Raw genomic sequence first — 21,975 nt, forward strand, 5'->3', positions numbered from 1 at the left:
TGAATCACAAGGCCGCGACAAGCGCATAGTGAGCGCATTATCCAGAGCGGCCAGAGGAAACACTGCCATGGCGCAAACCAGCAGCGCAGACGAGCGCAGGCGCTCGCTCAAGCCGCTCAGGCGCTTGTTTCCCTATATCACACACTACCGCACGCTGGTTGTCGGCGCCGTCATCTCGCTGGTCATCGCGGCGGTGACCACGCTGGCCCTGCCGCTTGCGGTTCGCCGCATGATCGATCATGGCTTCTCGTCATCCAACTCGACGTTCATCGCCGAATATTTCGTCGCCTTGCTAGCGATGGCCGCCATGCTGGCGGCGGCATCCGCCGGCCGCTACTATTTCGTCATCACGCTCGGCGAACGCGTCGTCGCCGATATCAGGCGCGATGTGTTCGCCCATGTGACGACGCTGTCGCCCTCCTTCTTCGACACCGCGCAGTCCGGCGAGATCGTGTCGCGGCTTGCCGCCGACACCACGCAGGTGAAGTCGGCGGTCGGCGCCACTGCCTCAGTCGCTTTGCGCAATGTCATCCTCGGCCTGGGCGCGGTGGCAATGATGGTCGTCACCAGCCCGAAACTGTCGAGCCTGGTCATCGCCGCCATTCCGATCATCGTGCTGCCGCTGGTCGCCTTCGGTCGTTCGGTGCGGCGCAAGTCGCGGCAGGCGCAGGACACGCTCGCCGACGCGACGGCCTATGCCAGCGAGCAGATCGGCGCCGTGCGCACGCTGCAGGCGTTCACCAATGAGAAGCTGGTCACCGGTCATTTCTCGGCTGCGGTGGAGGCCGCTTTCGCGGCGGCGCGGTCCTCGATCTTCGCACGCTCCTTCCTCACTTTCTTCGCCATCTTCACGATCTTCTCGTCGGTCGTGGCCGTGCTGTGGTTCGGCTCGCGTGACGTGCTGGAAGGCACATTGTCGGCAGGCACGCTTGGCCAGTTCCTGCTTTATTCGGTGTTCGCAGCCGGCGCGCTTGGCGCGCTATCGGAGGTCTGGGGCGAACTTGCCCAGGCGGCAGGCGCGGCCGAACGGCTGACCGAGATCCTAGCGGAGAAACCGGCAATCCAGGCGCCCGCCGACCCGAAACCACTGCCTTCCGTGGCCAAGGGCGCGATCAGCTTCGAGGGCGTGTCCTTCTCCTATCCGGCAAGGCCGGACCGCGCCGCCGTGCATGGCTTGAGCTTCCAGGTCATGCCCGGCGAAACGGTGGCGATCGTCGGTCCTTCGGGAGCTGGCAAGAGCACGGTCTTTTCTCTGATCCTGCGCTTCTACGACCCGGAGACAGGCAAGATCACGATCGACGGCGTCGACGTTCGCGAAGCCGATCCCGTCGCGATCCGGCAGCGCATCGCCATCGTGCCGCAGGATGTCACCATCTTCGCGGCGACGGCCCGCGACAATATCGGCTTCGGCAGGCCGGGTGCCAGCAACGCCGAGATCGAGGCGGCCGCCAAGGACGCCCTGGCCGATGAATTCATCCTCCGGCTGGAAAAAGGCTATGACAGCCAGGTCGGCGAGCGGGGCGTGACGCTGTCCGGCGGCCAGCGCCAGCGTGTGGCCATCGCGCGCGCCATCCTGCGCGACGCGCCGATCCTTCTGCTCGACGAAGCCACCTCCGCGCTAGACGCCGAAAGCGAGACGCTGGTGCAGGTCGCGCTGGAAAGGCTGATGCAGGGCCGCACCACCATCGTCATCGCCCACCGCCTGGCGACCGTGCTCAAGGCCGACAGGATCCTGGTCATGGATGGCGGCCGCATCGTCGAGGAAGGCACGCATCACAGCCTCGTCGCCAAGGGCGGCATCTATGCCCGGCTGGCCAAGCTGCAGTTCGAGAGCGGGGCGACCGCCTTCAGGGGTGCTGCGGAATAGGTTAGCTTCCGTAACGCTGCCTGAGATGGTTGACGAAATAACTGGCGTCAAGCTTTTCGCCGGTTGCGCGTTCGAGCAAATCCGGCGTCGACCAGCGTGAACCCTGCGACCAGATTTTTTCGCGGCGCCACGCGTTGATCGCCTCGAAATTTCCTTTTGCGAGGTCATCGTCGGCGGAGGGATGCTCCCTGGTCAGCGCCGCCCATTGCTGCGCAGCCATCATCGCGCCAAGCGTATAGGACGGGAAATAGCCGAAGGCGGCACCGGGCCAATGCACGTCCTGCATCGGGCCGTCGGCCGGATTGTCGATGGTCGAGAGGCCGAGATAGTCGCGCATCCTGGCGTCCCAGGCTTCGGGGAGATCGGCCACCTCGAGCGTGCCTCCGACGAGTTCCTGCTCCAATTCATAGCGCAGGATGACATGCAGGGGGTAGGTCACCTCGTCGGCATCGACACGGATCAGTCCGCGTTCGACTCGGTGCACATGCGGCAGTATATCCTCGAGCGACCATGCTTCGCCGAGATGCCTTTCGACCACCGGCAGGGCCCAGCGCCAGAAGGCCGGGTTGCGGCCGAGCTGCTTTTCGACGAACAGGCTCTGGCTTTCATGCACAGCCATGCCGCGCGCCTTGCCCAACGGCCAGTGGGCCCATGACTTGGGCAGGTTCTGCTCATAGAGCGCATGGCCGGTCTCGTGCAGCACGCCCATCAGCGCCGACAGGAAATCGGTGGTCTTGTAGCGGGTGGTTATGCGAACGTCGCTGGGAACGCCGCCGCAGAACGGGTGATGCGACACGGACAGCGAGCCATGCGTCGGGTCGAAGCCGACCGCGGTCATCATGGCAAGGCCGAGCTCGCGCTGCTTGTCGATCGCATAGGTGCCCGAAAGCGGCTTCAGCGGTCGCTGGCGCAGCCGCGCTTCCTGCACCGCGAGCGCTTCGGGTACGAACCCTTTCAGGAAAGCCTTCAGGTCAGCGAAGACGGGGGTGATATCGGCGGTGCGGTTGCCGGGGTCGTATTGCTCCATCAGCGCGTCATAGGGCGCGAGGCCGAGTACGTCGGCGCGTAGGGCGGCCTCTTCGCGCACCAGCGCTACCACGCCTTCTAGAGCCGGCTGGAAGCCGGTCCAGTCGTTCTTGGCGCGCAATTCGCGCCACAATTGCTCGCAGCGCATGCGCGCAGTCGTCTGGCGCTCGACGAATTCGACAGGCAGACAGGTCAGATTGGTGTACTGCCGCCGCAGTTCGGCAATAGCGGCCTTCTGCTCGTCGTTCAGCGCCTCGGCCTCGGCGGCGGCGATCCAGTCACCTATTTCCGGCGCGGTTGCCCTTGTGTGATACATGCCCGCCAGCGCCGACATCGCCTCGGCACGCTTCTCGCCGCCGCCTACCGCCATGTGGGTGGCCTCATCGGCACCGAGGATGGCCAGCGCATGCTCGAGCGCTTCGAGCTTGTGGCCGAGGTCATCGAGTTTCTGAAAGGACATGGCGTTTTCCGTGATTGAGGACGGCGCGAAAAGATACCAACGCCAGGATGTTTGCAACCCTGGGCCCTGATCCCGCCAGGCATCTTGCGCAAACAAGGTCACGCGTGAAATGCTGCCGCGAGAAATCGAGGGAACGCAATGATCGGCAACATCCTGGTCGGCCTGGTGGCCTTGATCCATGTCTACATCGTCTATCTCGAGATGGTGCTGTGGGACACGCCGCGCGGCCATAAGGCCTTCGGCCTGACGCCGGAATTCGCCAGCGCATCGAAGGTGCTGGCCGCCAACCAGGGGCTCTATAACGGGTTCCTTGCCGCTGGCCTGATCTGGGGACTGACCCTCGGCGCCGCCGGGTTTCAGGTCAAAATGTTCTTCCTGCTGTGCGTGGCCATCGCCGGCCTTTACGGGGCGGCGACGGCCGGCCGCAAGATCCTGTTCGTCCAGGCCGCGCCGGCGGTGCTTGCGCTGGTCGCCGTCTGGCTAGCCGTGTGAGGAAAAAGCGCCTGTGGGACGGCTCCCCACACGTCGCGGTCTGCTCGCCATTGCTTAGTCGGCGAACAGTTGTGATCACCGTTCGGTGAGTTTCAGTTCGATGCGACGGTTCTTGTTGCGTGCCTCGTCGGTATCGGCCGGGTCGAGCGGCTGGAACTCGCCGAAGCCGGCGGCGACCAGGCGGTTGGCCGGCACGCCATTCTCGATGAGGAATTTCACCACCGAGGTCGAACGGGCCGTCGACAGCTCCCAATTGTCGCGGTAGCGGCCGGTGCCGGAGAGCGGCTTGTTGTCGGTGTGGCCGTCGACGCGCAGCACCCAGTTGATCTCCGGAGGAATTTCCTTCTGCAGCTCGATAATGGCGTCGGCGAGCTTCTTCATCTCGCCCTTGCCGGCATCGTTGATCACGTCCGATCCGGTCGGGAATAGCACTTCCGACTGGAAGACGAACCGGTCGCCGACGATGCGGATGTTCTCGCGATCGGCGAGGATTTCGCGCAGGCGGCCGAAGAAGTCGGAGCGGTAGCGGTTGAGTTCCTGTACGCGCTGCGCCAGCGCGACGTTGAGGCGACGGCCGAGATCGGCGATCTTGGTGTTGGAGTCGCGGTCGCGCGTCTCGGAGACGTCGAGCGCGTCCTCGAGAGCGCCGATCTGCTTGCGCAGTGCCGCGATCTGCTGGTTGAGGATCTCGACCTGGCTCAAGGCCTGCTGGCTGATCTGCCGCTGGCTATCGAGTTCGCCGCTGAGCTCAATGGCGCGCTGGTTGGCGGCGTTGCCGGCGCCGGCGCCTTGCGCCAGCAATTGTTGGAGCCGGCTCTTTTCCGCTTCCGCCGCCGACAGCGACGCCTGCAGATTGGCCAGCGAATCATCCTTGTCCTGCGCCGTCGAGCGTTCCAGCGCCAGAAGCTGGGTCAGTTCGTTGATCTGCGAGTTGAGGCGCGACAGGGCTGTATCCTTGCCCGAGAGTTCGCGACCGAGCAGGAATTGCGCCAGCACGAACACGGTGAGCAGGAACATGATTGCCAGCAGCAGCGTCGACAGCGCGTCGACGAAGCCGGGCCAATAATCGATACGGCGATCGCTGCGTCGCCCACGCGCCAGTGCCATGTCAGTGGACCCCGGGCTTTTTTAGGGCCTCGGCGATCTTTTCCAGCGTGTTGCGCATCGCCTTCTGCTCGTCCGACTGGGCCTCGACCCAATCGCGCATGATCTGCTGCTCTGAGCGCATGTTCTTGACCAGACCGGAAATGCCGTCGGCAAGATTGGCCATGGCGGTAGCGACGCGGGGATTGGCGCCGCCGCCATTCTCCTGCATGCTGCGCAGCCGTTCCGACAGCACACGGATCTCGTCGGAGGATTCGGACTTGGCCGGATCGGAGACGACGATGTCCGACGACAGGTCGGTGACCGAGGACAGCCAGTTCTCGAGTTCGGTGTAAAACCGCGTCTGGGCGCGGCCGGCCTGCAGGTCGAGGAAGCCGAGCACCAGCGAGCCGGAAAGGCCGAACAGCGACGACGAGAAGGCCGTGCCCATGCCGGCCAGCGGCGCCGAAAGTCCCTGCTTCAACGAGTCGAGCACGGCGGCGGCATCGCCGGTGCCGGGATCGAGCGCTTCGATGGTTTCGCGGATGGAGCCGATGGTGTTCAGCAACCCCCAGAAGGTGCCGAGCAGGCCGAGGAAGACAAGCAGCCCGACGAGGTAACGCGAGGTGTCGCGGCTTTCGTCAAGGCGCGTGGCGATGGAATCGAGCATGGTGCGCATCGAGCTTGTCGAGAAGGCGGTCGCGGAGGACCGGCCGATCATCGCCTTCATCGGCGCCAGCAGCACCGGTTCGGTGGTCTCGGAGCCGGCGCGGAACGAATTGACCCAGCGCACTTCGCGAAACAGCCTACCGACCTGACCGAAGGCCAGGAGGATGCCCACCGCCAGCACGCCGACGATCAAGCCGTTCAGGCCCGGATTACTGCCAAAGGCGGTCGAGATCTGGCGGGTCAGGATGGCAGCGATAAAGGCGACAATGGCGAGGAAGATCACCATGGTCAGCAAGAAGACCTGCGGACTCGACAGTTTATGCGGGTCGTAGATCAAGACGTCGGAACGCCTGCCCACGCCGAAGGATCTGAGAAAAGCCATCCGTGCCCCGTTTCCACTGCCCGCCGATCGCGCCGCTCACGACTCTAAACGGAATTGTGACCAAATTGAATGGCGATTGGCAATATTGCCGTGCCCGCGGGCTTGTTCAGAGGCGGCTTACGACCAGGCAATCGACCATGGCGGCCAAATGCAGGCCGGCGCCGGTCACGACGAAGCCATGCCATAGCGCGTTGTGGAAGCGCAGTCGCTTCCAGGCGAAAAAGATGACGCCGCAGGAATAGACGATGCCGCCGGCAATGATGAGCATCAGAGATGTGGTCGGCAGCGTCTGGACTAGCGGCCTGGCCAGGGCGATGCCGCTCCAGCCGATGGCGAGATAGAAGACGATGGCCAGCCGGTCGAAACGGCCGGGAAGGAACACCTTGATCGCGATCCCCAGGGCCGCGGCGATCCAGACCAGCACGATCATCCAGTTCGCCAGCGGCGAGCCGTCGAGTTGCGCCAGGAAGGGTGTGTAGGTGCCGGCGATCAAGAGATAGATCGCGGCGTGGTCGAAACGCCGCAAGACCCATTTCGCCGGCGAGGACACTGGCCACAGATTGTAGGTCATCGACACGGACAGGACGGTGAGCAGCGAGACCACGTAGAAGGCCGCGGCGACGTATTCGCCGGGGCCGACCCGATAGGCGGCCAGTGCCAGCAATGCCGAGCCGGCCGCTATCGCCAGAACGATCCCGACGGCGTGGACGATGCCGTCGGCAATCATCTCCGCACGGGAATAGTGCCAGCGGCCCATGAAGGGGATGTCGGGTTGCGGCTTGGTGTCGGTCATCCATGGTCCTGCGTCACCCTATATCTGGGTAACCGCCGGACAGTATTTCAAGCTTCCGTTGCGGTTTTGCGACCGCGGCGCATCAGCGTGTCGCGCCGATCAGCGCGCCGTGAGCGGCTTTTTCACGGCCTTCAGCAGGGCGCGCTGGATGATCTCGTTGCCGGCCACGGCCGAGCCCTTGTCAAGCATGTCCTGGCCGCCATCCATGTCGGAAACGAAGCCGCCCGCCTCGCGGATCATCAGGAGCCCGGCGGCGAGATCCCAGGCCGACAGCCCGGTCTCCCAGAAACCGTCCATGCGGCCCGCGGCAACATAGGCAAGGTCGAGCGATGCGGAGCCGAGGCGACGCACGCCCGACACTTCCGCCATGACATTGCGCAGTTCGACGAGGAAATTGCCGTGATGGCCGCGGCCCAGATGAGGCATGCCGCAGCCGATCACCGTGTCGACCAGCTTGGTGCGGCCGGCGACGCGGAGGCGGCGATCGTTCATGAAGGCGCCGCCGCCACGCTCGGCGGTGTAGAGTTCATCCATGGCCGGGTTGTAAATGACGCCGGCGACGAGCTGGCCCTGGCGCTCCAGTGCGATGGAAACGGCAAAGAGCGGGATGCCGTGCAGGAAGTTGGTGGTGCCATCGAGCGGGTCGACGATCCAGCGGTGCTGGCTGTCCTCGCCCTCGACCACGCCGCGCTCTTCCATCAGAAATCCGTAGCCGGGGCGGGCCTTCGACAGCTCGGCGAAAACGATGTCCTCCGCCTTGCGGTCGGCCTGGCTGACATAGTCGCCCGGACCCTTCAAGGACACTTGCAGGTTCTGGACCTCGCCGAAGTCGCGCGACAGCGAACGGCCGGCCTTCATTGCGGCCTGGACCATGACGTTGAGGAGGGCTGATCGTGCCATCTTTAAATCTTCCTGCCGTCGCGCGTCAGTCGGCGCGGCGCACGTAAGTGATTTCGTTGGTGTCGACGATGATGCGTTCGCCGGCGCCGATGAAAGGCGGGACCAGGACGCGGATGCCATTCTCCAGCACGGCCGGCTTGTAGGAGGAGGCCGCCGTCTGCCCCTTCACCACCGGGTCCGCCTCGGTGATGGTCAGCGTCACATAGTCTGGCATCGAAATGCCGATCGGCCTGTCCTCGTAGAGCTGGACCGTCACCATCATGCCGTCCTGCAGGAAGGCTGCGCGGTCGCCGACGAACTCCTTGTTCAGTTCCAGCTGCTCGTAGCTCTGCGTGTCCATGAACACCAGCGCGTCGTCCTGTTCGTAGAGGAACGAGAAATCCTTGAGGTCGAGCCGGATCTGCTCGACGGTCTCGGCCGAACGGAAGCGCTCGTTGAGCTTGGTGCCGTTGATCAGGTTCTTCAGTTCGACCTGGTTGTAGGCGCCGCCCTTGCCGGGCTTGACCGTGTTGGTCCTGACGGCGACCCAGAGGCCGCCATCATGCTCGATGACGTAACCGGGACGGATTTCGTTGCCATTGATCTTGGCCATGATGAGGTGATCCGGGATGCTACCAATGGCTAGGCCGCTGGTATGGATATTCGCTGGGACGCGATTTCGGGCTCCCAAGACCACAAATCAACCGAAGAGGCAAGGGAGCGCCAAGTCGCCGCCGCGCCCCGAGGGGCGCTCAAGGCAGGCGGTTCGCCTTGCGCAGGGCATCCTTGGTCTGGTCGTCGCTCAGACCTTGCAGGAAATCATCCATTTCCGGATCGATAAGGCCGGCGCGGCGGGCTACGATGTACCAAGCGCCTGCGAGCACCAGGTCCGGTTCGGTGCCGAGGCCTTGCATATAGAGTTTCGCCAGGCGGTTCTGGGCGGCGACATTGCCGCTCTCCGCCGCCTGCTTGGTCCACCCGAAGGCGGACTTCAGGTCGCGCGCGCCGCCGCGTCCTTCGATCATCCAGGCGGCGAGGTCGATCTGGGCCGTGTCGTAGTTTTGCCGGGCGGCTTGCGCCAGCAGGCGCCTCGCCTGCGCGTCATCGCGCCTTTTGCCGCCGACCCCATTGGCATAGATCTGCGACATCGCGTATTGCGCGTCGGCTAGTCCGGTCGCGGCGGCGCGCTCATAATAGGACACGGCCTTGGCCAGGCCGGCGTCGCCGGGATCCTGCCGCACCAGCATTTGCGCGAAATTGAACTGCGCCAGCCGGTTGCCCGCCTCGGCTGCGGCCTGCATCAGGGCATAGGCCTCCTTCTCGTCCTTCTTGACGTACCGCCCGTCGAGCAGCATCAGCGCGTACTGGAACTGCGCTTCCGGCACGCCCTGTTCGGCGGCCAGCGCATACCATTTCGCCGCTTCCGAGGAGTTCAGCGGCACGCCCAAGCCGCGTGACAGGATCTCGGCCACCAGCGTCTGCGCTGCCGGGTCGCCGTTCTGGGCGCGGATCAGGGCGAGATTATAGGCTGTCTTGTAGAGCCCGCGCTGAAAGGCGCCATAGGCGGCGTCAGCCGGCCGTGCGCCGAAACGGTCGGGATTGATGGCATCCGCCGACGGCAGCGGCGTTGGTTCGGTCGTGGTGGCGGGCTGCGGCAGCTGCGTCTCGATCGGCTTGTCGGTATGAACGCCGGCCGTATCCGGCTTGGGTTGCGGCAGGGGAATCGTCTCGGCGGCACAGGCCTGGCTCAGGACCGTCGCGAGCAGCGCCTGAAGGAGAAGCCTGGCCGGCGTCACGTCAATCCTCGAAGCGGGGCGCGGTTTCGTCGAGCAGCGCGTTGGCCCGGGCGATCGCCCTTTCAGCATTGACACCCTCGGCGAAAACGGCGCTCGAGAGCGCGACGAACTCGGCTCCGGTAGCGGCCACCGTCTCGACCGAGGCGATGTCCGAGCCGGCCATGACGATGCACGGGATCTGGATCATGTCGGCCCACCATTTGCCGAGCGCCAGGTTGCGCGGGTGGGGCTCCGGCTTGTTGTCGTAGCCGAAGCGGCCGAAGAATATGTAGTCGGGCCGCGTCTCGCCAAGCTCGAGCGCATCATCCCGCGTCTTGGCGCCACCGGCGCCGACCATCATCCTTGGCTGGAAATGTTCGATCGTCTCGGCGAGTTCGGCCTTGGAAACCTCGACATGGATGCCGTCCGCCTGAACGCGACCTGCGATACGGGTATCGCCAGCGATGACGACCGCCACGCCGGCGGCCTGCGCTATCGGCGCGATCTGCTCTGCAAAGGCCTGGAAGGAGGCCTCGTCCATGCCGTTCTCGGGCAGGATTAGCGAGGCGACGTCGCCGCCATCGAACGCCGCCGTGATGCGGGCGGCCGGCACACCGCTCGGCGCGATCAGCACGATGCGGCAGCGATTGGGTGGCGTTGCGTCATTCATGGTTCTTCGATCCCGGTTTTCGCCTATGGCGGGCGAAGATGGTTGGATTGCGGCATAGAGCAAAGTCGTCGCTTTGAACAGGCGGACGGCCCGCGTCGCTGGTCCGGCTCCAGACCGCATTACATTTGCTGTCGCCGCATTCTGAATTCTCAGCTATTCAGGCCCGATACGCCTCCGGACAGTCCCCTCAGCCGGATTCCTCTCCTCGGACAGTACACTTCCCATGTCAGGCCTGCTCAGCGATCCCTGGTTCTATGCCGCCGCCATTCCGGCGGTCATCCTGGTCGGCCTGTCCAAGGGCGGGTTCGGGGGTGCCGTCGGTTTCGTCGGCGTGCCGCTGATGGCGCTGACCATGCCGCCGGTGCAGGCGGCGGCCATCCTGCTGCCGATCCTGTGTCTGATGGATATCGTCTCGGTGTGGACGTGGTGGGGTGTTTACGACCGCAAGATGCTGGTCGACATGATGCCGGGGGCGGTCGTCGGTATCGGGCTGGGCTGGCTGACTGCCGCACTGGTCACCGAAGAGGCGGTGCGGCTGATCGTCGGCGCTGTGGCGATCATCTTCGTCCTGCGATGGCTCTACCTGCAGTTTCGGCATGGCTCCGACCATGCCGTCGCGCCCAACCGCGTTGCAGCCGCGATCTGGGGAACGGTCGCCGGCTTCACCAGCTTCGTCGCGCATGTCGGCGGGCCGCCCTTCCAGGTCTACGCTCTGCCGATCCGCCTCGATCCGAAGGTCTTGTCGGGCACCGCCGCGATCTTCTTCGCCGCCACCAATGCGCTGAAGCTGGTGCCCTATTTCGCACTCGGCCAGTTCGACACCGCCAATCTGACCGCGTCGGCGGTGCTGATGCCGCTGGCCCCTGTTTCGACCGTCCTCGGTGCCTGGCTGGTGCGGCGCATGCGTCCCGAGACCTTCTATCCCTTCACTTACGCAACCGTGGCGGTGGTGGCGGTCAAGCTGCTGTGGGATGGCATCGCCGGTCTCATCTAGCCTTCGGGATTGACCGCCGCATTCGTGTTTCAGGCGGCGATTGCCTCGAGCCGGCGATTGCCGCCTAAAGCCAGTGTTGCGCCGGCCACCAGGACCAGCAGCATGCCGGCAAGGATGCCGATGTCGTGCACGGTCGGCTTGAGCACCATGTCGGCGATAACCACGAGCATTGCCGCATAGTCGAAGCGCGCCACGCTCATCATGCGCTGGGCCATGGCAAGGGCGGCCGGCGTGATGCCTTCCGCGGCGATCATGGCGCCCATGCGCTCGCCCGTGGGCTTGAAGATGAACATGCCGATCGAGAAGGTCGTGGCGTAGCCGGCCAGGCCGATGACGATCCACAGCTCCGAGAAGCCGACCCAGAAGCCGCACATGACGAGGCCGAAAAGCAGCGTCAGCATGGACAATGGAGCGAAGAAGCGGCCTCCCAACTGGCCGCTGGCGCGTATCGCCCAGAGCTTGTCCTCGATGTTTCCGCCACGCTCGGCAAGCATGCCGAGCAGGAACAGGACGAAGCCGCCGCCAACCCACAGGATGGCGCTGACGATGTGGAAGAATTTGACGATGGAGTACAAATCCATGAGGTGCTCCTTTGAGGATGCTGATGTTCGCGGCGGGCGGATCCGCGCCAGCCGCCGGGGAAGCGGGGCCTCTAGCGTGTCGCCTGTTTCGGAACGATGTCGCGAAAAACCTGGCTGTGTTTCGGCATTTTAGCAGGGCATGACGCCCACAAGGCAGCGGACGCGCGGCTGTTTTCTGTTATTATCGAAGGCGCCGGGAGGGTGGGCGCGACATCGTCTGGAAACACCGGCGATGCTAATGCGCCGTCAGCCGAAGTCTCGTTGGCGACGGCAACCGTAGACAAGCAATCATTCCCGCGGGCGGGAAAAGCAATTTGGGGGGACAGACATGCAAGGGGTAGCGCGGAACTTCTTTACCTTGGCAATTATCTATTCGCTGTGTGGGATGGCGCTCGGCATCCACATGGCAATGAGCGGAGACCACGGCCAGATGCCGACCCACGCCCATATAATGGTGGCCGGCTGGCTGATGTCGGCGGTCTTCGCCTTCTTTTATCACCTCTTTCCGGCGGTCGGCCGGACGACGCTGGCCCTCGTCCATTTCTGGCTGACGGCGATCAGCGGCATTGGGCTCATGATCGGCCTTTTTGTCATGCTTGCCGGCAATCCGGCGATAGAACCGGTGCTTGGAATAGCCTCGATCGGTTTCTACGCAGGCATGCTGCTGTTCGCGTTCATCGCGTTGCCGGCAGTCTGGGAAAAGCCCTGAGATTCAGTTCGTGCATGCCGCTCTGGCGACACTTGGTGGCAGCCGTCCCTAACCGCAGTCCAGCGTCCAATCCGTGCCGATTTGGAACAGCGAGAGCCGGTAGCGCAAAAAACAGGCCCGCCATTAAGGCTTCATTAAGCTTTACAGGTGTTTACTATGTTCATCCAGTTATCTGGATTCTTACCGAGTGGTCGGAGCCACTTTGTTTGACGCCTCCCTGTTAAACTCCTGAGAGCCGCGTTTTCGCGGCTCTTTTTTTATCCATCCGCCGAAGCGCGGGGGCCCGTTAACCTTCTGTTAAACATATGCTTGCCTTCGCAGCCGCCGAAGCGCATTTTCAAGCTTCAGCCGTTTATAGGGTGCTGGACGGACGGTGAGAGCCGATTCGGCCGGTTGCAAGTTGCAGGGGCGTATTGATGAACGAGCCTTCGAAGGGCGGTGCGAAAACCGTCAAGCTGGCGGAACGTCGGGTGTTTTCGCAATCCTTCAAGCCGCTCTATCAGGAAGGCATGGGCCTGGTCGAACAGGCGGCGGAGTATCTCGACGGCAAGGGCCGCGCCGAGGCGAAGAAACTGTCGCGCCTGGCAGCCACCCTCTATGCGGCGGAATCGATGCGGCTGACCACCAGGCTAATGCAGGTCGCGTCGTGGCTGCTTTTGCAGCGCGCGGCGAATTCGGGCGAGATGACCCGCGATCAGGTCGCCTCGGAAAAATCCAAAGTGCGCCTGGACACGGCCTCCGCGCACGATGATGCCGCCGGATGGGGCGAACTGCCTGCGGATTTTCTGGACCTTGTCACCCGCTCGTTGCGCCTGCAGGCGCTGGTGCGCCGCATGGATGACGAGATCTACGGCGCCAGCGCCATGTTGGACATGCAACCCGTCGGTCGCCGCACGAATCCGGTTTCCGACCAGATCAGCCTGCTTAACACGGCTTTTGCACGCGGCTGAGATCAACGCTCGCCCTGTTTCCGGTTTGTTCACATTTCGCTGGCATCGCTGTCGGCCGGAGGTAAACTTGCCAGATGGCGGAAGCGATTCGCATCATCGGAATCGATCCGGGGCTCCGACGCACCGGCTGGGGCATCGTCGAGAGCCTTGGCAACTCGTTGCGCTTCATTGCCTCAGGGACCGTCCGGTCCGATGACAAGGCGGCACTGGCGACGCGACTATGCCAGTTGCATGACGGCCTCGCCGAGATCCTGCACAGCGCAATGCCGCACGAAGCTGCGGTCGAGCAGACTTTCGTCAACAAGGACGCCGTGGCGACGCTGAAGCTCGGCCAGGCGCGCGGCATCGCCATGCTGGTGCCGGCGCGGGCCGGCCTCGTCGTCGCCGAATACGCGCCGAATGCCGTCAAAAAGGCGGTGATCGGCGTTGGCCATGGCGACAAGAAACAGATCCACATGATGGTGAAGGTGCTGTTGCCGAAGGCGATATTCGACACCGAACATGCCGCAGATGCGCTTGCCATAGCGATTTGCCACGCGCATCACCGGCAGAGCGTGGCCTACCGGATGGCGCTTGCCGGCTAGCGATGTTCTTGACTTGTTCACGCCTCGGGGCTAAGTAATACCTGAGAGGTATTACCATGCGTATCACCACCAAGGGCCAGGTTACGATTCCCAAGCCGATACGAGATCACTTGGGCATCGGTCCAGGATCTGAGGTCGAATTCGTGGCCACCGACGATGGCGTCCGACTGGTTGCCGTCAATGAGAACATCTCCGAGGAGGAGAGATTGCGCAGGTTCACCGATTTGCTTGACCGCATGGAGGGGACGTTGGATCTGGGCGGTATGACGACGGACGAGTACATGGAGTGGTTGAGGGGGCCGCGTGAAGATCTCGACTTTGATTGACACGAATATCCTGATCGACGTCTGGGGTCCGGCCGGTCCGCTGACAGGATGGTCATCCTCCGCAATCGCATCCTGCCGCTGCGAAGGGGGACTGGTGCTCAACACAATCGTCTGGTCGGAGTTGGCGCCGCTGATTAGGACAGAGGCAGCGCTTAGAAAAGCAGCCGACATGCTCGCGATGGAGCGCGAGTTCCTGCCTTGGGATGCGGCATTCCTAGCCGGCGTCGCGCACTCCCGCTATCGGCGGGCCGGCGGCGTTCGGGAAAGGACATTGCCGGACTTCTTGATTGGTGCCCATGCAAGCGTGGCGGGACACCGCCTTTTGACGCGAGACGCCGCCCGCTACCGCAATTACTTTCCGAATCTCGACATCATTTCTCCCGAAACGCACCCATGAGGGCTGATCGTCCATGATGGATCAGGCATGATCGGCAAGCTCAAGGGCACGCTGGACGAGATCGATGATGATCATTGCGTCGTCGACATCCACGGTGTCGGCTATGTCGCCTATTGCTCGGCGCGTACGCTGGCCGCGCTGCCTTCGCCTGGCGAAGCCGTGGTTCTGTTCATCGAGACCTATGTGCGCGAGGACATGTTGAGGCTCTATGGCTTCCAGTCTCAGCTCGAGCGTGAGTGGTTCCGGCTGCTGATGAACAATGTACAGGGCGTCGGGGCCAAGGTGGCGCTGGCCATCCTGTCGACGCTGGCGCCGGCGGACCTCGCCAATGCCATTGCGCTGCGCGACATCGCCATGGTTTCGCGCGCGCCCGGCGTCGGCAAGAAGGTGGCCGAGCGGATCGTCACCGAATTGAAGAACAAGGCGCCGGCCTATGCCGGGACCGCCTCCGGCACGATCGGCCTGAAGCAGGAGCTCGGCGAGGGCGTCGCTTCAGCGCCGATCACAGACGCCGTCTCGGCGCTAGTCAATCTCGGCTACTCGCGCGACACGGCAGCCAATGCGATTGCCGCGGCGCTGAAGACGGCAGGCGAAGACGCGGACGCGCCGAAGCTGATCCGCTTCGGCCTGAAGGAACTGGCGCGGTGAGCGCTGGCTTGTCCGGTCCTGGGTCCTGTGCGAGTAAGCCCGAATGAGCCTGTCGCCCCGCCTGATCGCTCCGGAAAAACGCGGCGAGGATGCCGATCAGACCCTGCGCCCGCAGACGCTCGACGATTTCGTCGGCCAGGCTGCGGTCCGGGCCAATCTCAAAGTCTTCATCGAGGCCGCCAAGGGACGCAGCGAGGCGCTCGACCATGTGCTGTTCGTCGGACCTCCGGGGCTCGGCAAGACGACGCTGGCACAGATCATGGCGCGCGAACTGGGCGTCAATTTCCGCTCGACCTCCGGCCCGGTCATCGCCAAGGCCGGCGATCTCGCGGCCCTGCTCACCAATCTCGAGGAAGGCGATGTGCTCTTCATCGACGAAATCCATCGGCTGAGCCCGGCGGTGGAAGAAATCCTCTATCCGGCGATGGAGGATTTCCAGCTCGACCTGATCATCGGCGAGGGGCCGGCGGCACGCTCCGTCAAGATTGACCTTGCCCGCTTCACCCTCGTCGCTGCCACGACGCGGCTTGGCCTGCTTACCAACCCGCTGCGCGACCGATTCGGCATTCCGGTCCGGCTCAATTTCTATTCGGTCGAGGAACTGGAGCACATCGTGCGGCGCGGCGCGCGCATCCTGCGGATGCCGCTCGGCGACGATGGCGCGCTGGAGATCGCGCGCCGCGCGCGCGGCACGCCCCGGATCGCTGGAAGACTGCTGCGCCGCGTGCGCGATTTCGCGGCCGTCGCCGGCGATGGCCATGTCGATCGCCGGATCGCCGATGAGGCGCTGACGCGGCTGGAAGTCGACGCGCTCGGTCTCGACGCGCTCGATCGCCGTTACCTCGGCATGATTGCGCGCAATTTCGGCGGCGGGCCGGTCGGCATCGAGACGATCGCCGCCGGCCTTTCGGAGCCGCGCGACGCGATCGAGGACATCATCGAGCCCTATCTGATCCAGCAGGGCTTCATCCAGCGAACGCCGCGCGGCCGGGTGCTGACGGCCAATGCCTGGCGCCACCTCGGCCTCGACGCGCCGAAGGACCTGGCACAGCAGCAGATCAACCTCTTCCAGGAAGAGTAGATTCCGCCGCACCTGCGCGAGGAGGCGATCGAGAACCTGCGCAAGATCTCCTAAACTTAGCCGGGCTGCCGGCGCAATTATGGGTTTTATCGAAGGCACCGCTTCGGGGCATGCCGCCGCGATCCAGGTGTCGGAGCCATGCTATGATAACCAGACGCGCATTCCTGCGCCTTGTCGGCGGGTCCCTCCTGGCCGCGGCCGCTTTCGGCACCTATGCTGTCGGCATCGAGCCGATGCTGTTGACGCATGTGAAGCGCTATGCGCTGACGCCGCCGCATTGGCCCGATGGCTTGAAGCTGCGCATCGTCGCGCTCGCCGATATCCATGCCTGCCGGCCGTGGATGACGCCGGAGCGGATCCGATCACTGGTAAATCAGGCTAACGCCCTGGAGCCGGACCTGATCGTCCTGCTCGGCGACTATGCGGCTGGCACACGTCTGGTGAGGGACTGGGTGAATGCCTCCGAATGGGCTCCGGCCCTGTCAGGTCTCAAGGCACCGCTGGGCACCGTCGCGATCCTCGGCAATCATGACTGGTGGGAGGATCTGAGTGCACAGGCGGCTGGAGCCGGACCGACGATCGCACGCAGGGCACTGGAGGCAGCGGGCATTCCGGTCCTGGAAAACGACGTCGTGCGCCTGGAAAAAGACGGGCATGGCTTCTGGGTCGCCGGGCTTGCCGACCAACTGGCGTTGCGGCCGAGCTGGGGCCGTACTAGGTTCAAAGGACTGGATGACCTTAAGGGCACGCTGGCCAAGATCAGCGACCACCGCTCGCCGATCATCCTGCTCGCCCACGAGCCAGACATTTTCCCCACCGTGCCATGGCGGGTTTCGCTCACTCTGTTCGGCCACACCCATGGCGGGCAGGTGCGGCTGTTCGGCTATTCACCGGTCGTTCCGTCACGTTTCGGGAATCGCTACGCCTATGGCCATGTCGTCGAAAACGGCCGCAATCTGATCGTCTCGGGCGGGCTCGGCTTCAGCATATTGCCGGTCCGTTTCGGGATGCGTCCAGAGATCCTGTCTATAGATCTGGGATAATGCACTATGTCCCGGCTCAATGCAGCGACCTGATCACGTCCATCACTTCGGGCTCGGCCTTGTCGCCGCCGAAGGCATCGACGATCCCAAAGGCGCCGCCATAGCTCCACGCCGACCAGGAGAAGCCGTACGCCTCGGCACGCGCGATCATGTCCCTGACATAGGCGGCCCGGTACCGGGGAGGCACGACATAGGCATTGCCATATTCCTGGCGGATCATGCCGAACTCGCCAAGCGTGATGTTTTCCGGCCTGACGCCATTGGCCTTCGCCCACGCCTCGACCTTAATGAAGGGCGCATCCATTAGTCCCAGCAGTTTGTCGGGGCTGTCCATGCTGGCGACCTGTTCGTCGAGATAGGCGAGCAAGCCGCCCTGCCGGGCCTGCGGCGCCTCGGCCCTGATCCTGGCGCGGATTCTGTCGAGCGTCATGTCGAGTTGCGCCTTTGGAACGGCGGTCAGCGGGTAAGGCAGTCCCGTAACATAGGGAATAAAATCGCCTGCCCATGTGGCGCCCTGATGGGTGAGCAGGAACGGATCGTAGGAGTGGAAGGTCCAGATAATATTGTCATCCGGGATCGCCTTGGCATCGATCTTTGCGAGCGACGATGCCGCGGAATAGCAGGCGCCGGTCAAGATCAGAGTCAGTTTCGTGGCGGAGGAGCGTGCGGCGGCGAACAATTTGCGCTGACGGTCCGGCCAGAGGCTGGTGCCGTCGCTGTCGCAGTCGACGATCGGTTCGTTCATCAATTCGAAGGCGACCTTTAGCGGGTCCTCGCCGGCCAGCGTCCGGCCCATCCTGCGCACAGCCTCGACATAGAGGTCGAAGGTTCGCGGGTCGTCCATCACCTGCGCCACGCCGATCTTGCGACTGCCGCCGGCCGGGATCAGGTGCATGTCGACGATCACCTTCAGCCCGGCCCGATTGATCATGCGCACGGAGTCCAGCACGCTGGCGTAGAGGTCGTCGCGCAGGTCCATGGTCTTGTCTGACAGAAAGGGCGAGGGGTCCACCGGCATGCGCAGGAAATCGAAGCCGGCATCCTTTAGTGCCTTGAGGTCGGTATCCCTGAGGAACTTGCGCCATTCCGGATAGGGCAGGATGGCCTTGGCGTCACCCCATCGATCCTCGCCGGGCCACGTGACCCATTGGTCGAGATTGAGGCCGCGCTTCATCGAAAAGGTCGCCGCCTGGCCGGGCGTTCCCAAAGCCGCCAACCCCAACAGTGCGGCCGCCAAGGTCTTGATCATCGCCGTCAACAGTGCCATCGGGTTCATGCGCCAAGCCAGTGTGTGTCGCCCACAGGCGTGCAGCGGTTTCAAAACAACGACTTGCACGAGACAATTGCCTGGAGCGCGGTCGGCTAGAGGTGCCTCGACGGGACTGAAAAAGGAAGCGCAATGGGCGATCATGGTGAATCGGCTTTGATGGCGGGGCTTTCCGGCGCTGTAACCGCCTTTGGGCATAGGCTGATGGCGCGGGTCTACTACGCCGACACCGACTTCTCCGGCGTCGTCTACCATGCTCGCTATCTCGAGTTCTTCGAGCGCGGCCGCTCAGACTATCTCAGGTTGACAGGCGTGCACCACACGGAACTCGCCGGCGGCAAGCATGGCGAGAGAATAGTCTGGGTGGTGCGCCGCATGGAGATCGACTTCCGCGGCTCCGCCCGTATCGACGACATTCTGACCATCGACACACGGACCGAGGAAATTTCGGGCGCCCGCATCTTCATGGCGCAGCAGCTCAAGCGCGGCGAAGAGGTGCTGGTCGAGGCCAAGGTCGAGGCCGCGATCATCGGCGAGAACGGCCGGCCAAGGCGGTTTCCCAAGGAATGGGTGGCGGCTTTCATGCCCAAGCTGCTCTGACATTCCGGTGTTGCCGGGCACGCACGCCGCAGCTCGCTGCGCTCCCAATGCCCACGTATACGCGCTCACCCACCCGGGGCGTCGCGTTGGATGGCGGCATTGTAGGAGCGGGCGCGGCAATGCGCCGCGCCGAACTCACTAACCCATCCTTAACCATAACAGTTCATGAAGAGTTCGGTGAAGATTGGCGGAGTCGCACGCCTTCCTTTCACCAATATTTGCCCCGAAAAGGCCGCTAACGGCACGGTTGGGGTTGTTATGGTTGCTACGCGCGAACCGACCACAGGGATGCCAGGGGCCAGCCGCCAGCTTTGCCCGGAAAATCTTAAGGACGTCACGATGGAAACTATCGCACTCGCCGAACCGGGCGCGCAATTGTCGATTTGGTCGCTGTTCATGCAGGCCAGCTGGGTGGTCAAGCTGGTCATGATCGGGCTGCTCTGCGCCTCGGTTTGGACCTGGGCGATCATTGTCGACAAGCTGGTGACCTATGCCCGCATGCGGCTGGCGCTCAACCGGTTCGAACAGGTGTTCTGGTCCGGGCAGTCGCTGGAAGAGCTCTATCGGACGCTCGCCGACCGCAAGACATCAGGCATGGGCGCGATCTTCGTTGCCGCGATGCGCGAATGGAAGAAGAGCTTCGAGAAGGGCGCAAAGACGCCGCTTGGACTGCAGACCCGCATCGACAAGGCGATGGATCTGGCGCTGACCCGCGAGATGGAAAAGCTGGAGGGACGCCTCGGCTTCCTCGCCACCACGGGTGCCGCCGCGCCGTTCATCGGCCTGTTCGGCACCGTCATCGGCATCATGACCTCGTTCCAGGCAATTGCCGGTTCGAAGAACACGAGCCTCGCGGTTGTGGCGCCCGGCATCGCGGAGGCGCTGCTGGCAACGGCCATCGGCCTGCTCGCCGCCATCCCGGCGGTCATCGCCTACAACAAGCTGTCCTCCGACGCGAGCAAGATCGCGGTTCGCATGGAAGGGTTCTCCGACGAGTTCTCCGCCATACTCTCGCGCCAAATCGATGAAAAAGTCGCGCCGAAGGCCTAAGGAGCAACGAGATGGGTATGTCCGTAGGCATGGGCGGGCGCGGCGGGCGCGGCCACAGGCGGCGCGGCCGTCATCATGGGCTGATGTCGGAAATCAACGTCACGCCTATGGTCGACGTGATGCTGGTGCTCTTGATCATCTTCATGGTCGCCGCACCGATGCTGACGGTGGGCGTGCCGGTCGATCTGCCCGAGACCAAGGCCAGCGCGCTGAACGCCGATACGCAGCCGATCGCCATTACGATCGACGGAACAGGCAAGATCTTCCTGCAGGAGACTGAGATTCCCGAGGACGAACTGGTCGCCAAGCTGCAGGCGATTTCAAAGACCGGCTATGAAGAGCGCATCCTCATTCGAGGCGACAAGACCACCAATTACGGGGACGCCATGGTGGTCATGGGCCTTATCACAAGTGCGGGTTACAAGAACATCGCCCTGCTTTCGCTGCCACAACAGGGTCAATAGACGCGAGATGAAGACCGGCCTCACCACATCGGTGATCCTGCACACGGTAGCGCTGGCCTTCGGCCTATTGACGCTGTCGGCGCCGGCCCCCCTGCCATCTGCCGATGTCGAGTCGGTCGCCGTCGATATCGTTCCGATGGAGGACGTTGCGCAGACGCTGCAAGGCGACAAAAAAGCGGTGATGCACGAAAAACCCGCGCCATTGCCGACTCAGCGCCCTGACGTTGTGCCGGATGCGCAGAAGGTAGGGGAAAACAGCGTCGACACCGACAAGCCGGTCACGCCCCAAGCAAAGCCCAAGCCGGTCGAGAAGTCGGCGGCAGCCCCGCCGGCGCCGACCCCAACCGAGAAACCCAAGTCCGAAGACTCACCCAAGCCGAAGGCAGAGCCGAAGCCAACGCCGGCGACGGAAGTGGCGCCGGTGCCCACGCCCAAGGAAGAGGTCAAGCCCGAGCCGGTCAAGCAGGTTGACCCTAAGCCGACTCCGGCAAAGGTGCCGACGCCGACGCCGCCGCAGGACAAGACCGCCGCAATCGAACCGAAGCCCGAGGTCAAGCCTGACGCGATCGCCGAGGCCATCGACCAGCCGCCACCGCCCGAAGAGACGCAACTGCCGAATTCGGCGCCCGCGCCCGAGGCACGGCCGAAGCCGGCCCAGGCGGAAAGCGCCAAGGCGCCGGACCGCAAAGATGCCGACAAGCCAGTCAAGGAGGCGTCGTCGAAGCCGAAGTCGGACGAAAAGCAATTTAATGAGGGCGAGATTTCGGCGCTTCTCAACAAGCAGAAGCCATCAGGGGGCGGCGCCAAGCGGTCGACCCAGCAGGCGTCGCTCGGCGGCGAAAAGGATCAGGGACAGAAGCTGTCGAAGTCCGAGCAAGGCGCTTTGGAGGATCAGCTGAAGGGTTGCTGGTCCATCCCAGCGGGCCTGGAAGGTGCGGAAAATTTTGTGGTTGTGATTCAGTTCAATCTAAATGTTTCCGGCAAGCTTGACGGTCGCCCGACCGTGGCGACGTCGAGCGGCAATCGCCAGTTCGACGAAAGCGCCGTACGCGCCGTCCAGAAATGCGACATGGCGGGTCTGCAAGTCCCTGCCGGCAAGCATGACATCTGGAATGATGTCGAGGTCACTTTCGATCCAAGAGAGATGCTTGGCCTCTAGGCCGAGAGCTGGAACAGTCGAAGAAG

The 21,975-nt window shown here is 63.6% G+C and carries 25 protein-coding genes; 15 read left to right on the forward strand and 10 right to left on the reverse strand.

Annotated elements, in window-relative coordinates:
• The first annotated feature begins 67 nt into the window (after positions 1-67).
• Positions 68-1,867, forward strand: coding sequence for an ABC transporter transmembrane domain-containing protein (locus LB513_RS07435; protein ID WP_224662811.1), 1,800 nt, complete (start codon positions 68-70; stop codon positions 1,865-1,867).
• 1 nt (position 1,868) lies between these two features.
• Here the strand turns inward: LB513_RS07435 and LB513_RS07440 are convergent, their stop codons facing one another.
• Positions 1,869-3,353 carry a carboxypeptidase M32 gene (locus LB513_RS07440; RefSeq protein WP_224662812.1) on the reverse strand — a complete coding sequence of 495 codons (1,485 nt, stop codon included), beginning with the start codon at positions 3,351-3,353 and terminating at the stop codon, positions 1,869-1,871.
• A gap of 138 nt (positions 3,354-3,491) precedes the next feature.
• Between LB513_RS07440 and LB513_RS07445 the strand changes: the two genes are divergently transcribed.
• On the forward strand, positions 3,492-3,845 hold the full coding sequence (locus LB513_RS07445; RefSeq protein ID WP_224662813.1) for a DUF1304 domain-containing protein: 354 nt from the start codon (positions 3,492-3,494) through the stop codon (positions 3,843-3,845).
• 75 nt (positions 3,846-3,920) lie between these two features.
• Here the strand turns inward: LB513_RS07445 and LB513_RS07450 are convergent, their stop codons facing one another.
• The 7 genes from LB513_RS07450 to LB513_RS07480 form a co-directional block, all read right to left on the reverse strand.
• Positions 3,921-4,952: a peptidoglycan -binding protein gene (locus LB513_RS07450; protein ID WP_224662814.1), complete on the reverse strand. Its 1,032-nt coding sequence runs from the start codon at positions 4,950-4,952 to the stop codon at positions 3,921-3,923.
• A 1-nt stretch (position 4,953) separates the two neighbouring features.
• Entirely contained in the window at positions 4,954-5,979 is a 1,026-nt protein-coding gene (locus LB513_RS07455; protein ID WP_224662815.1) for a MotA/TolQ/ExbB proton channel family protein, read from the reverse strand.
• Positions 5,980-6,085: 106 nt separating this feature from the next.
• Positions 6,086-6,772: a PAQR family membrane homeostasis protein TrhA gene (gene trhA, locus LB513_RS07460; protein ID WP_224662816.1), complete on the reverse strand. Its 687-nt coding sequence runs from the start codon at positions 6,770-6,772 to the stop codon at positions 6,086-6,088.
• Between the two features lie 99 nt (positions 6,773-6,871).
• A complete protein-coding gene (locus LB513_RS07465; RefSeq protein ID WP_224662817.1) occupies positions 6,872-7,672 on the reverse strand; it encodes an inositol monophosphatase family protein in 801 nt (266 codons plus the stop codon).
• Positions 7,673-7,697: 25 nt separating this feature from the next.
• Positions 7,698-8,264: an elongation factor P gene (gene efp / locus LB513_RS07470; RefSeq protein WP_224662818.1), complete on the reverse strand. Its 567-nt coding sequence runs from the start codon at positions 8,262-8,264 to the stop codon at positions 7,698-7,700.
• Between the two features lie 139 nt (positions 8,265-8,403).
• On the reverse strand, positions 8,404-9,447 hold the full coding sequence (locus LB513_RS07475) for a tetratricopeptide repeat protein (RefSeq protein ID WP_224662819.1): 1,044 nt from the start codon (positions 9,445-9,447) through the stop codon (positions 8,404-8,406).
• A gap of 1 nt (position 9,448) precedes the next feature.
• Positions 9,449-10,096 carry a thiamine phosphate synthase gene (locus tag LB513_RS07480; RefSeq protein ID WP_224662820.1) on the reverse strand — a complete coding sequence of 216 codons (648 nt, stop codon included), beginning with the start codon at positions 10,094-10,096 and terminating at the stop codon, positions 9,449-9,451.
• Positions 10,097-10,319: 223 nt separating this feature from the next.
• On the opposite strand from LB513_RS07480, the gene LB513_RS07485 reads away from it, so the two are divergent.
• Positions 10,320-11,090, forward strand: coding sequence for a sulfite exporter TauE/SafE family protein (locus LB513_RS07485; RefSeq protein ID WP_224662821.1), 771 nt, complete (start codon positions 10,320-10,322; stop codon positions 11,088-11,090).
• A gap of 29 nt (positions 11,091-11,119) precedes the next feature.
• Here the strand turns inward: LB513_RS07485 and LB513_RS07490 are convergent, their stop codons facing one another.
• Complete coding sequence (locus LB513_RS07490) at positions 11,120-11,671, reverse strand: hypothetical protein (protein WP_224662822.1); 552 nt, start codon at positions 11,669-11,671, stop codon at positions 11,120-11,122.
• A gap of 328 nt (positions 11,672-11,999) precedes the next feature.
• Here LB513_RS07490 and LB513_RS07495 point away from each other — a divergent pair, with 328 nt between their 5' ends.
• The 8 genes from LB513_RS07495 (at position 12,000) to LB513_RS07530 (ending at position 17,409) form a co-directional block, all read left to right on the forward strand.
• Complete coding sequence (locus LB513_RS07495; RefSeq protein WP_224662823.1) at positions 12,000-12,380, forward strand: hypothetical protein; 381 nt, start codon at positions 12,000-12,002, stop codon at positions 12,378-12,380.
• Positions 12,381-12,796: 416 nt separating this feature from the next.
• Positions 12,797-13,330, forward strand: a complete 534-nt coding sequence (locus tag LB513_RS07500) for a DUF1465 family protein (RefSeq protein ID WP_224662824.1) — start codon at positions 12,797-12,799, stop codon at positions 13,328-13,330.
• A gap of 74 nt (positions 13,331-13,404) precedes the next feature.
• A complete protein-coding gene (gene ruvC / locus LB513_RS07505) occupies positions 13,405-13,914 on the forward strand; it encodes a crossover junction endodeoxyribonuclease RuvC (RefSeq protein ID WP_224662825.1) in 510 nt (169 codons plus the stop codon).
• A 56-nt stretch (positions 13,915-13,970) separates the two neighbouring features.
• Complete coding sequence (locus tag LB513_RS07510) at positions 13,971-14,240, forward strand: AbrB/MazE/SpoVT family DNA-binding domain-containing protein (RefSeq protein WP_224662826.1); 270 nt, start codon at positions 13,971-13,973, stop codon at positions 14,238-14,240.
• Positions 14,218-14,637, forward strand: a complete 420-nt coding sequence (locus LB513_RS07515) for a type II toxin-antitoxin system VapC family toxin (RefSeq protein ID WP_224662827.1) — start codon at positions 14,218-14,220, stop codon at positions 14,635-14,637. The genes LB513_RS07510 and LB513_RS07515 overlap by 23 nt, the downstream gene beginning before the upstream one ends.
• 27 nt (positions 14,638-14,664) lie before the next feature.
• A complete protein-coding gene (gene ruvA, locus LB513_RS07520; RefSeq protein WP_224662828.1) occupies positions 14,665-15,285 on the forward strand; it encodes a Holliday junction branch migration protein RuvA in 621 nt (206 codons plus the stop codon).
• A gap of 43 nt (positions 15,286-15,328) precedes the next feature.
• The gene (gene ruvB, locus LB513_RS07525) at positions 15,329-16,366 is read left to right on the forward strand and encodes a Holliday junction branch migration DNA helicase RuvB (RefSeq protein WP_224662829.1); all 1,038 of its coding nucleotides are present in this window, start codon (positions 15,329-15,331) and stop codon (positions 16,364-16,366) included.
• A gap of 143 nt (positions 16,367-16,509) precedes the next feature.
• Positions 16,510-17,409 carry a metallophosphoesterase gene (locus tag LB513_RS07530; protein ID WP_224662830.1) on the forward strand — a complete coding sequence of 300 codons (900 nt, stop codon included), beginning with the start codon at positions 16,510-16,512 and terminating at the stop codon, positions 17,407-17,409.
• A 16-nt stretch (positions 17,410-17,425) separates the two neighbouring features.
• Here LB513_RS07530 and LB513_RS07535 read toward each other — a convergent pair whose 3' ends face one another.
• Complete coding sequence (locus LB513_RS07535; RefSeq protein WP_224662900.1) at positions 17,426-18,676, reverse strand: glycoside hydrolase family 5 protein; 1,251 nt, start codon at positions 18,674-18,676, stop codon at positions 17,426-17,428.
• Positions 18,677-18,808: 132 nt separating this feature from the next.
• Here LB513_RS07535 and ybgC point away from each other — a divergent pair, with 132 nt between their 5' ends.
• The 4 genes from ybgC (at position 18,809) to LB513_RS07555 (ending at position 21,949) form a co-directional block, all read left to right on the forward strand.
• Positions 18,809-19,276 carry a tol-pal system-associated acyl-CoA thioesterase gene (gene ybgC / locus LB513_RS07540; RefSeq protein ID WP_224662831.1) on the forward strand — a complete coding sequence of 156 codons (468 nt, stop codon included), beginning with the start codon at positions 18,809-18,811 and terminating at the stop codon, positions 19,274-19,276.
• Between the two features lie 339 nt (positions 19,277-19,615).
• The gene (tolQ, locus tag LB513_RS07545) at positions 19,616-20,326 is read left to right on the forward strand and encodes a protein TolQ (protein ID WP_224662832.1); all 711 of its coding nucleotides are present in this window, start codon (positions 19,616-19,618) and stop codon (positions 20,324-20,326) included.
• 11 nt (positions 20,327-20,337) lie between these two features.
• Positions 20,338-20,790: a protein TolR gene (tolR, locus tag LB513_RS07550; protein ID WP_224662833.1), complete on the forward strand. Its 453-nt coding sequence runs from the start codon at positions 20,338-20,340 to the stop codon at positions 20,788-20,790.
• A 7-nt stretch (positions 20,791-20,797) separates the two neighbouring features.
• Positions 20,798-21,949, forward strand: a complete 1,152-nt coding sequence (locus tag LB513_RS07555; RefSeq protein ID WP_224662834.1) for an energy transducer TonB — start codon at positions 20,798-20,800, stop codon at positions 21,947-21,949.
• Positions 21,950-21,975: the final 26 nt, after the last annotated feature.

The organism is Mesorhizobium sp. ES1-1, assembly GCF_020164785.1.
Taxonomy (GTDB): domain Bacteria; phylum Pseudomonadota; class Alphaproteobacteria; order Rhizobiales; family Rhizobiaceae; genus Mesorhizobium.

Bases quoted from the DNA above. Each gene is read 5' to 3' on its own strand.
- LB513_RS07435 (WP_224662811.1), top strand. From the start codon at position 68: ATGGCGCAAACCAGCAGCGCAGACGAGCGCAGGCGCTCGCTCAAGCCG.
- LB513_RS07440 (WP_224662812.1), bottom strand. From the start codon at position 3,353: ATGTCCTTTCAGAAACTCGATGACCTCGGCCACAAGCTCGAAGCGCTC.
- LB513_RS07445 (WP_224662813.1), top strand. From the start codon at position 3,492: ATGATCGGCAACATCCTGGTCGGCCTGGTGGCCTTGATCCATGTCTAC.
- LB513_RS07450 (WP_224662814.1), bottom strand. From the start codon at position 4,952: ATGGCACTGGCGCGTGGGCGACGCAGCGATCGCCGTATCGATTATTGG.
- LB513_RS07455 (WP_224662815.1), bottom strand. From the start codon at position 5,979: ATGGCTTTTCTCAGATCCTTCGGCGTGGGCAGGCGTTCCGACGTCTTG.
- trhA (WP_224662816.1), bottom strand. From the start codon at position 6,772: ATGACCGACACCAAGCCGCAACCCGACATCCCCTTCATGGGCCGCTGG.
- LB513_RS07465 (WP_224662817.1), bottom strand. From the start codon at position 7,672: ATGGCACGATCAGCCCTCCTCAACGTCATGGTCCAGGCCGCAATGAAG.
- efp (WP_224662818.1), bottom strand. From the start codon at position 8,264: ATGGCCAAGATCAATGGCAACGAAATCCGTCCCGGTTACGTCATCGAG.
- LB513_RS07480 (WP_224662820.1), bottom strand. From the start codon at position 10,096: ATGAATGACGCAACGCCACCCAATCGCTGCCGCATCGTGCTGATCGCG.
- LB513_RS07485 (WP_224662821.1), top strand. From the start codon at position 10,320: ATGTCAGGCCTGCTCAGCGATCCCTGGTTCTATGCCGCCGCCATTCCG.
- LB513_RS07490 (WP_224662822.1), bottom strand. From the start codon at position 11,671: ATGGATTTGTACTCCATCGTCAAATTCTTCCACATCGTCAGCGCCATC.
- LB513_RS07495 (WP_224662823.1), top strand. From the start codon at position 12,000: ATGCAAGGGGTAGCGCGGAACTTCTTTACCTTGGCAATTATCTATTCG.
- LB513_RS07500 (WP_224662824.1), top strand. From the start codon at position 12,797: ATGAACGAGCCTTCGAAGGGCGGTGCGAAAACCGTCAAGCTGGCGGAA.
- ruvC (WP_224662825.1), top strand. From the start codon at position 13,405: ATGGCGGAAGCGATTCGCATCATCGGAATCGATCCGGGGCTCCGACGC.
- LB513_RS07510 (WP_224662826.1), top strand. From the start codon at position 13,971: ATGCGTATCACCACCAAGGGCCAGGTTACGATTCCCAAGCCGATACGA.
- ruvA (WP_224662828.1), top strand. From the start codon at position 14,665: ATGATCGGCAAGCTCAAGGGCACGCTGGACGAGATCGATGATGATCAT.
- ruvB (WP_224662829.1), top strand. From the start codon at position 15,329: ATGAGCCTGTCGCCCCGCCTGATCGCTCCGGAAAAACGCGGCGAGGAT.
- LB513_RS07530 (WP_224662830.1), top strand. From the start codon at position 16,510: ATGATAACCAGACGCGCATTCCTGCGCCTTGTCGGCGGGTCCCTCCTG.
- LB513_RS07535 (WP_224662900.1), bottom strand. From the start codon at position 18,676: ATGGCACTGTTGACGGCGATGATCAAGACCTTGGCGGCCGCACTGTTG.
- ybgC (WP_224662831.1), top strand. From the start codon at position 18,809: ATGGGCGATCATGGTGAATCGGCTTTGATGGCGGGGCTTTCCGGCGCT.
- tolQ (WP_224662832.1), top strand. From the start codon at position 19,616: ATGGAAACTATCGCACTCGCCGAACCGGGCGCGCAATTGTCGATTTGG.
- tolR (WP_224662833.1), top strand. From the start codon at position 20,338: ATGGGTATGTCCGTAGGCATGGGCGGGCGCGGCGGGCGCGGCCACAGG.
- LB513_RS07555 (WP_224662834.1), top strand. From the start codon at position 20,798: ATGAAGACCGGCCTCACCACATCGGTGATCCTGCACACGGTAGCGCTG.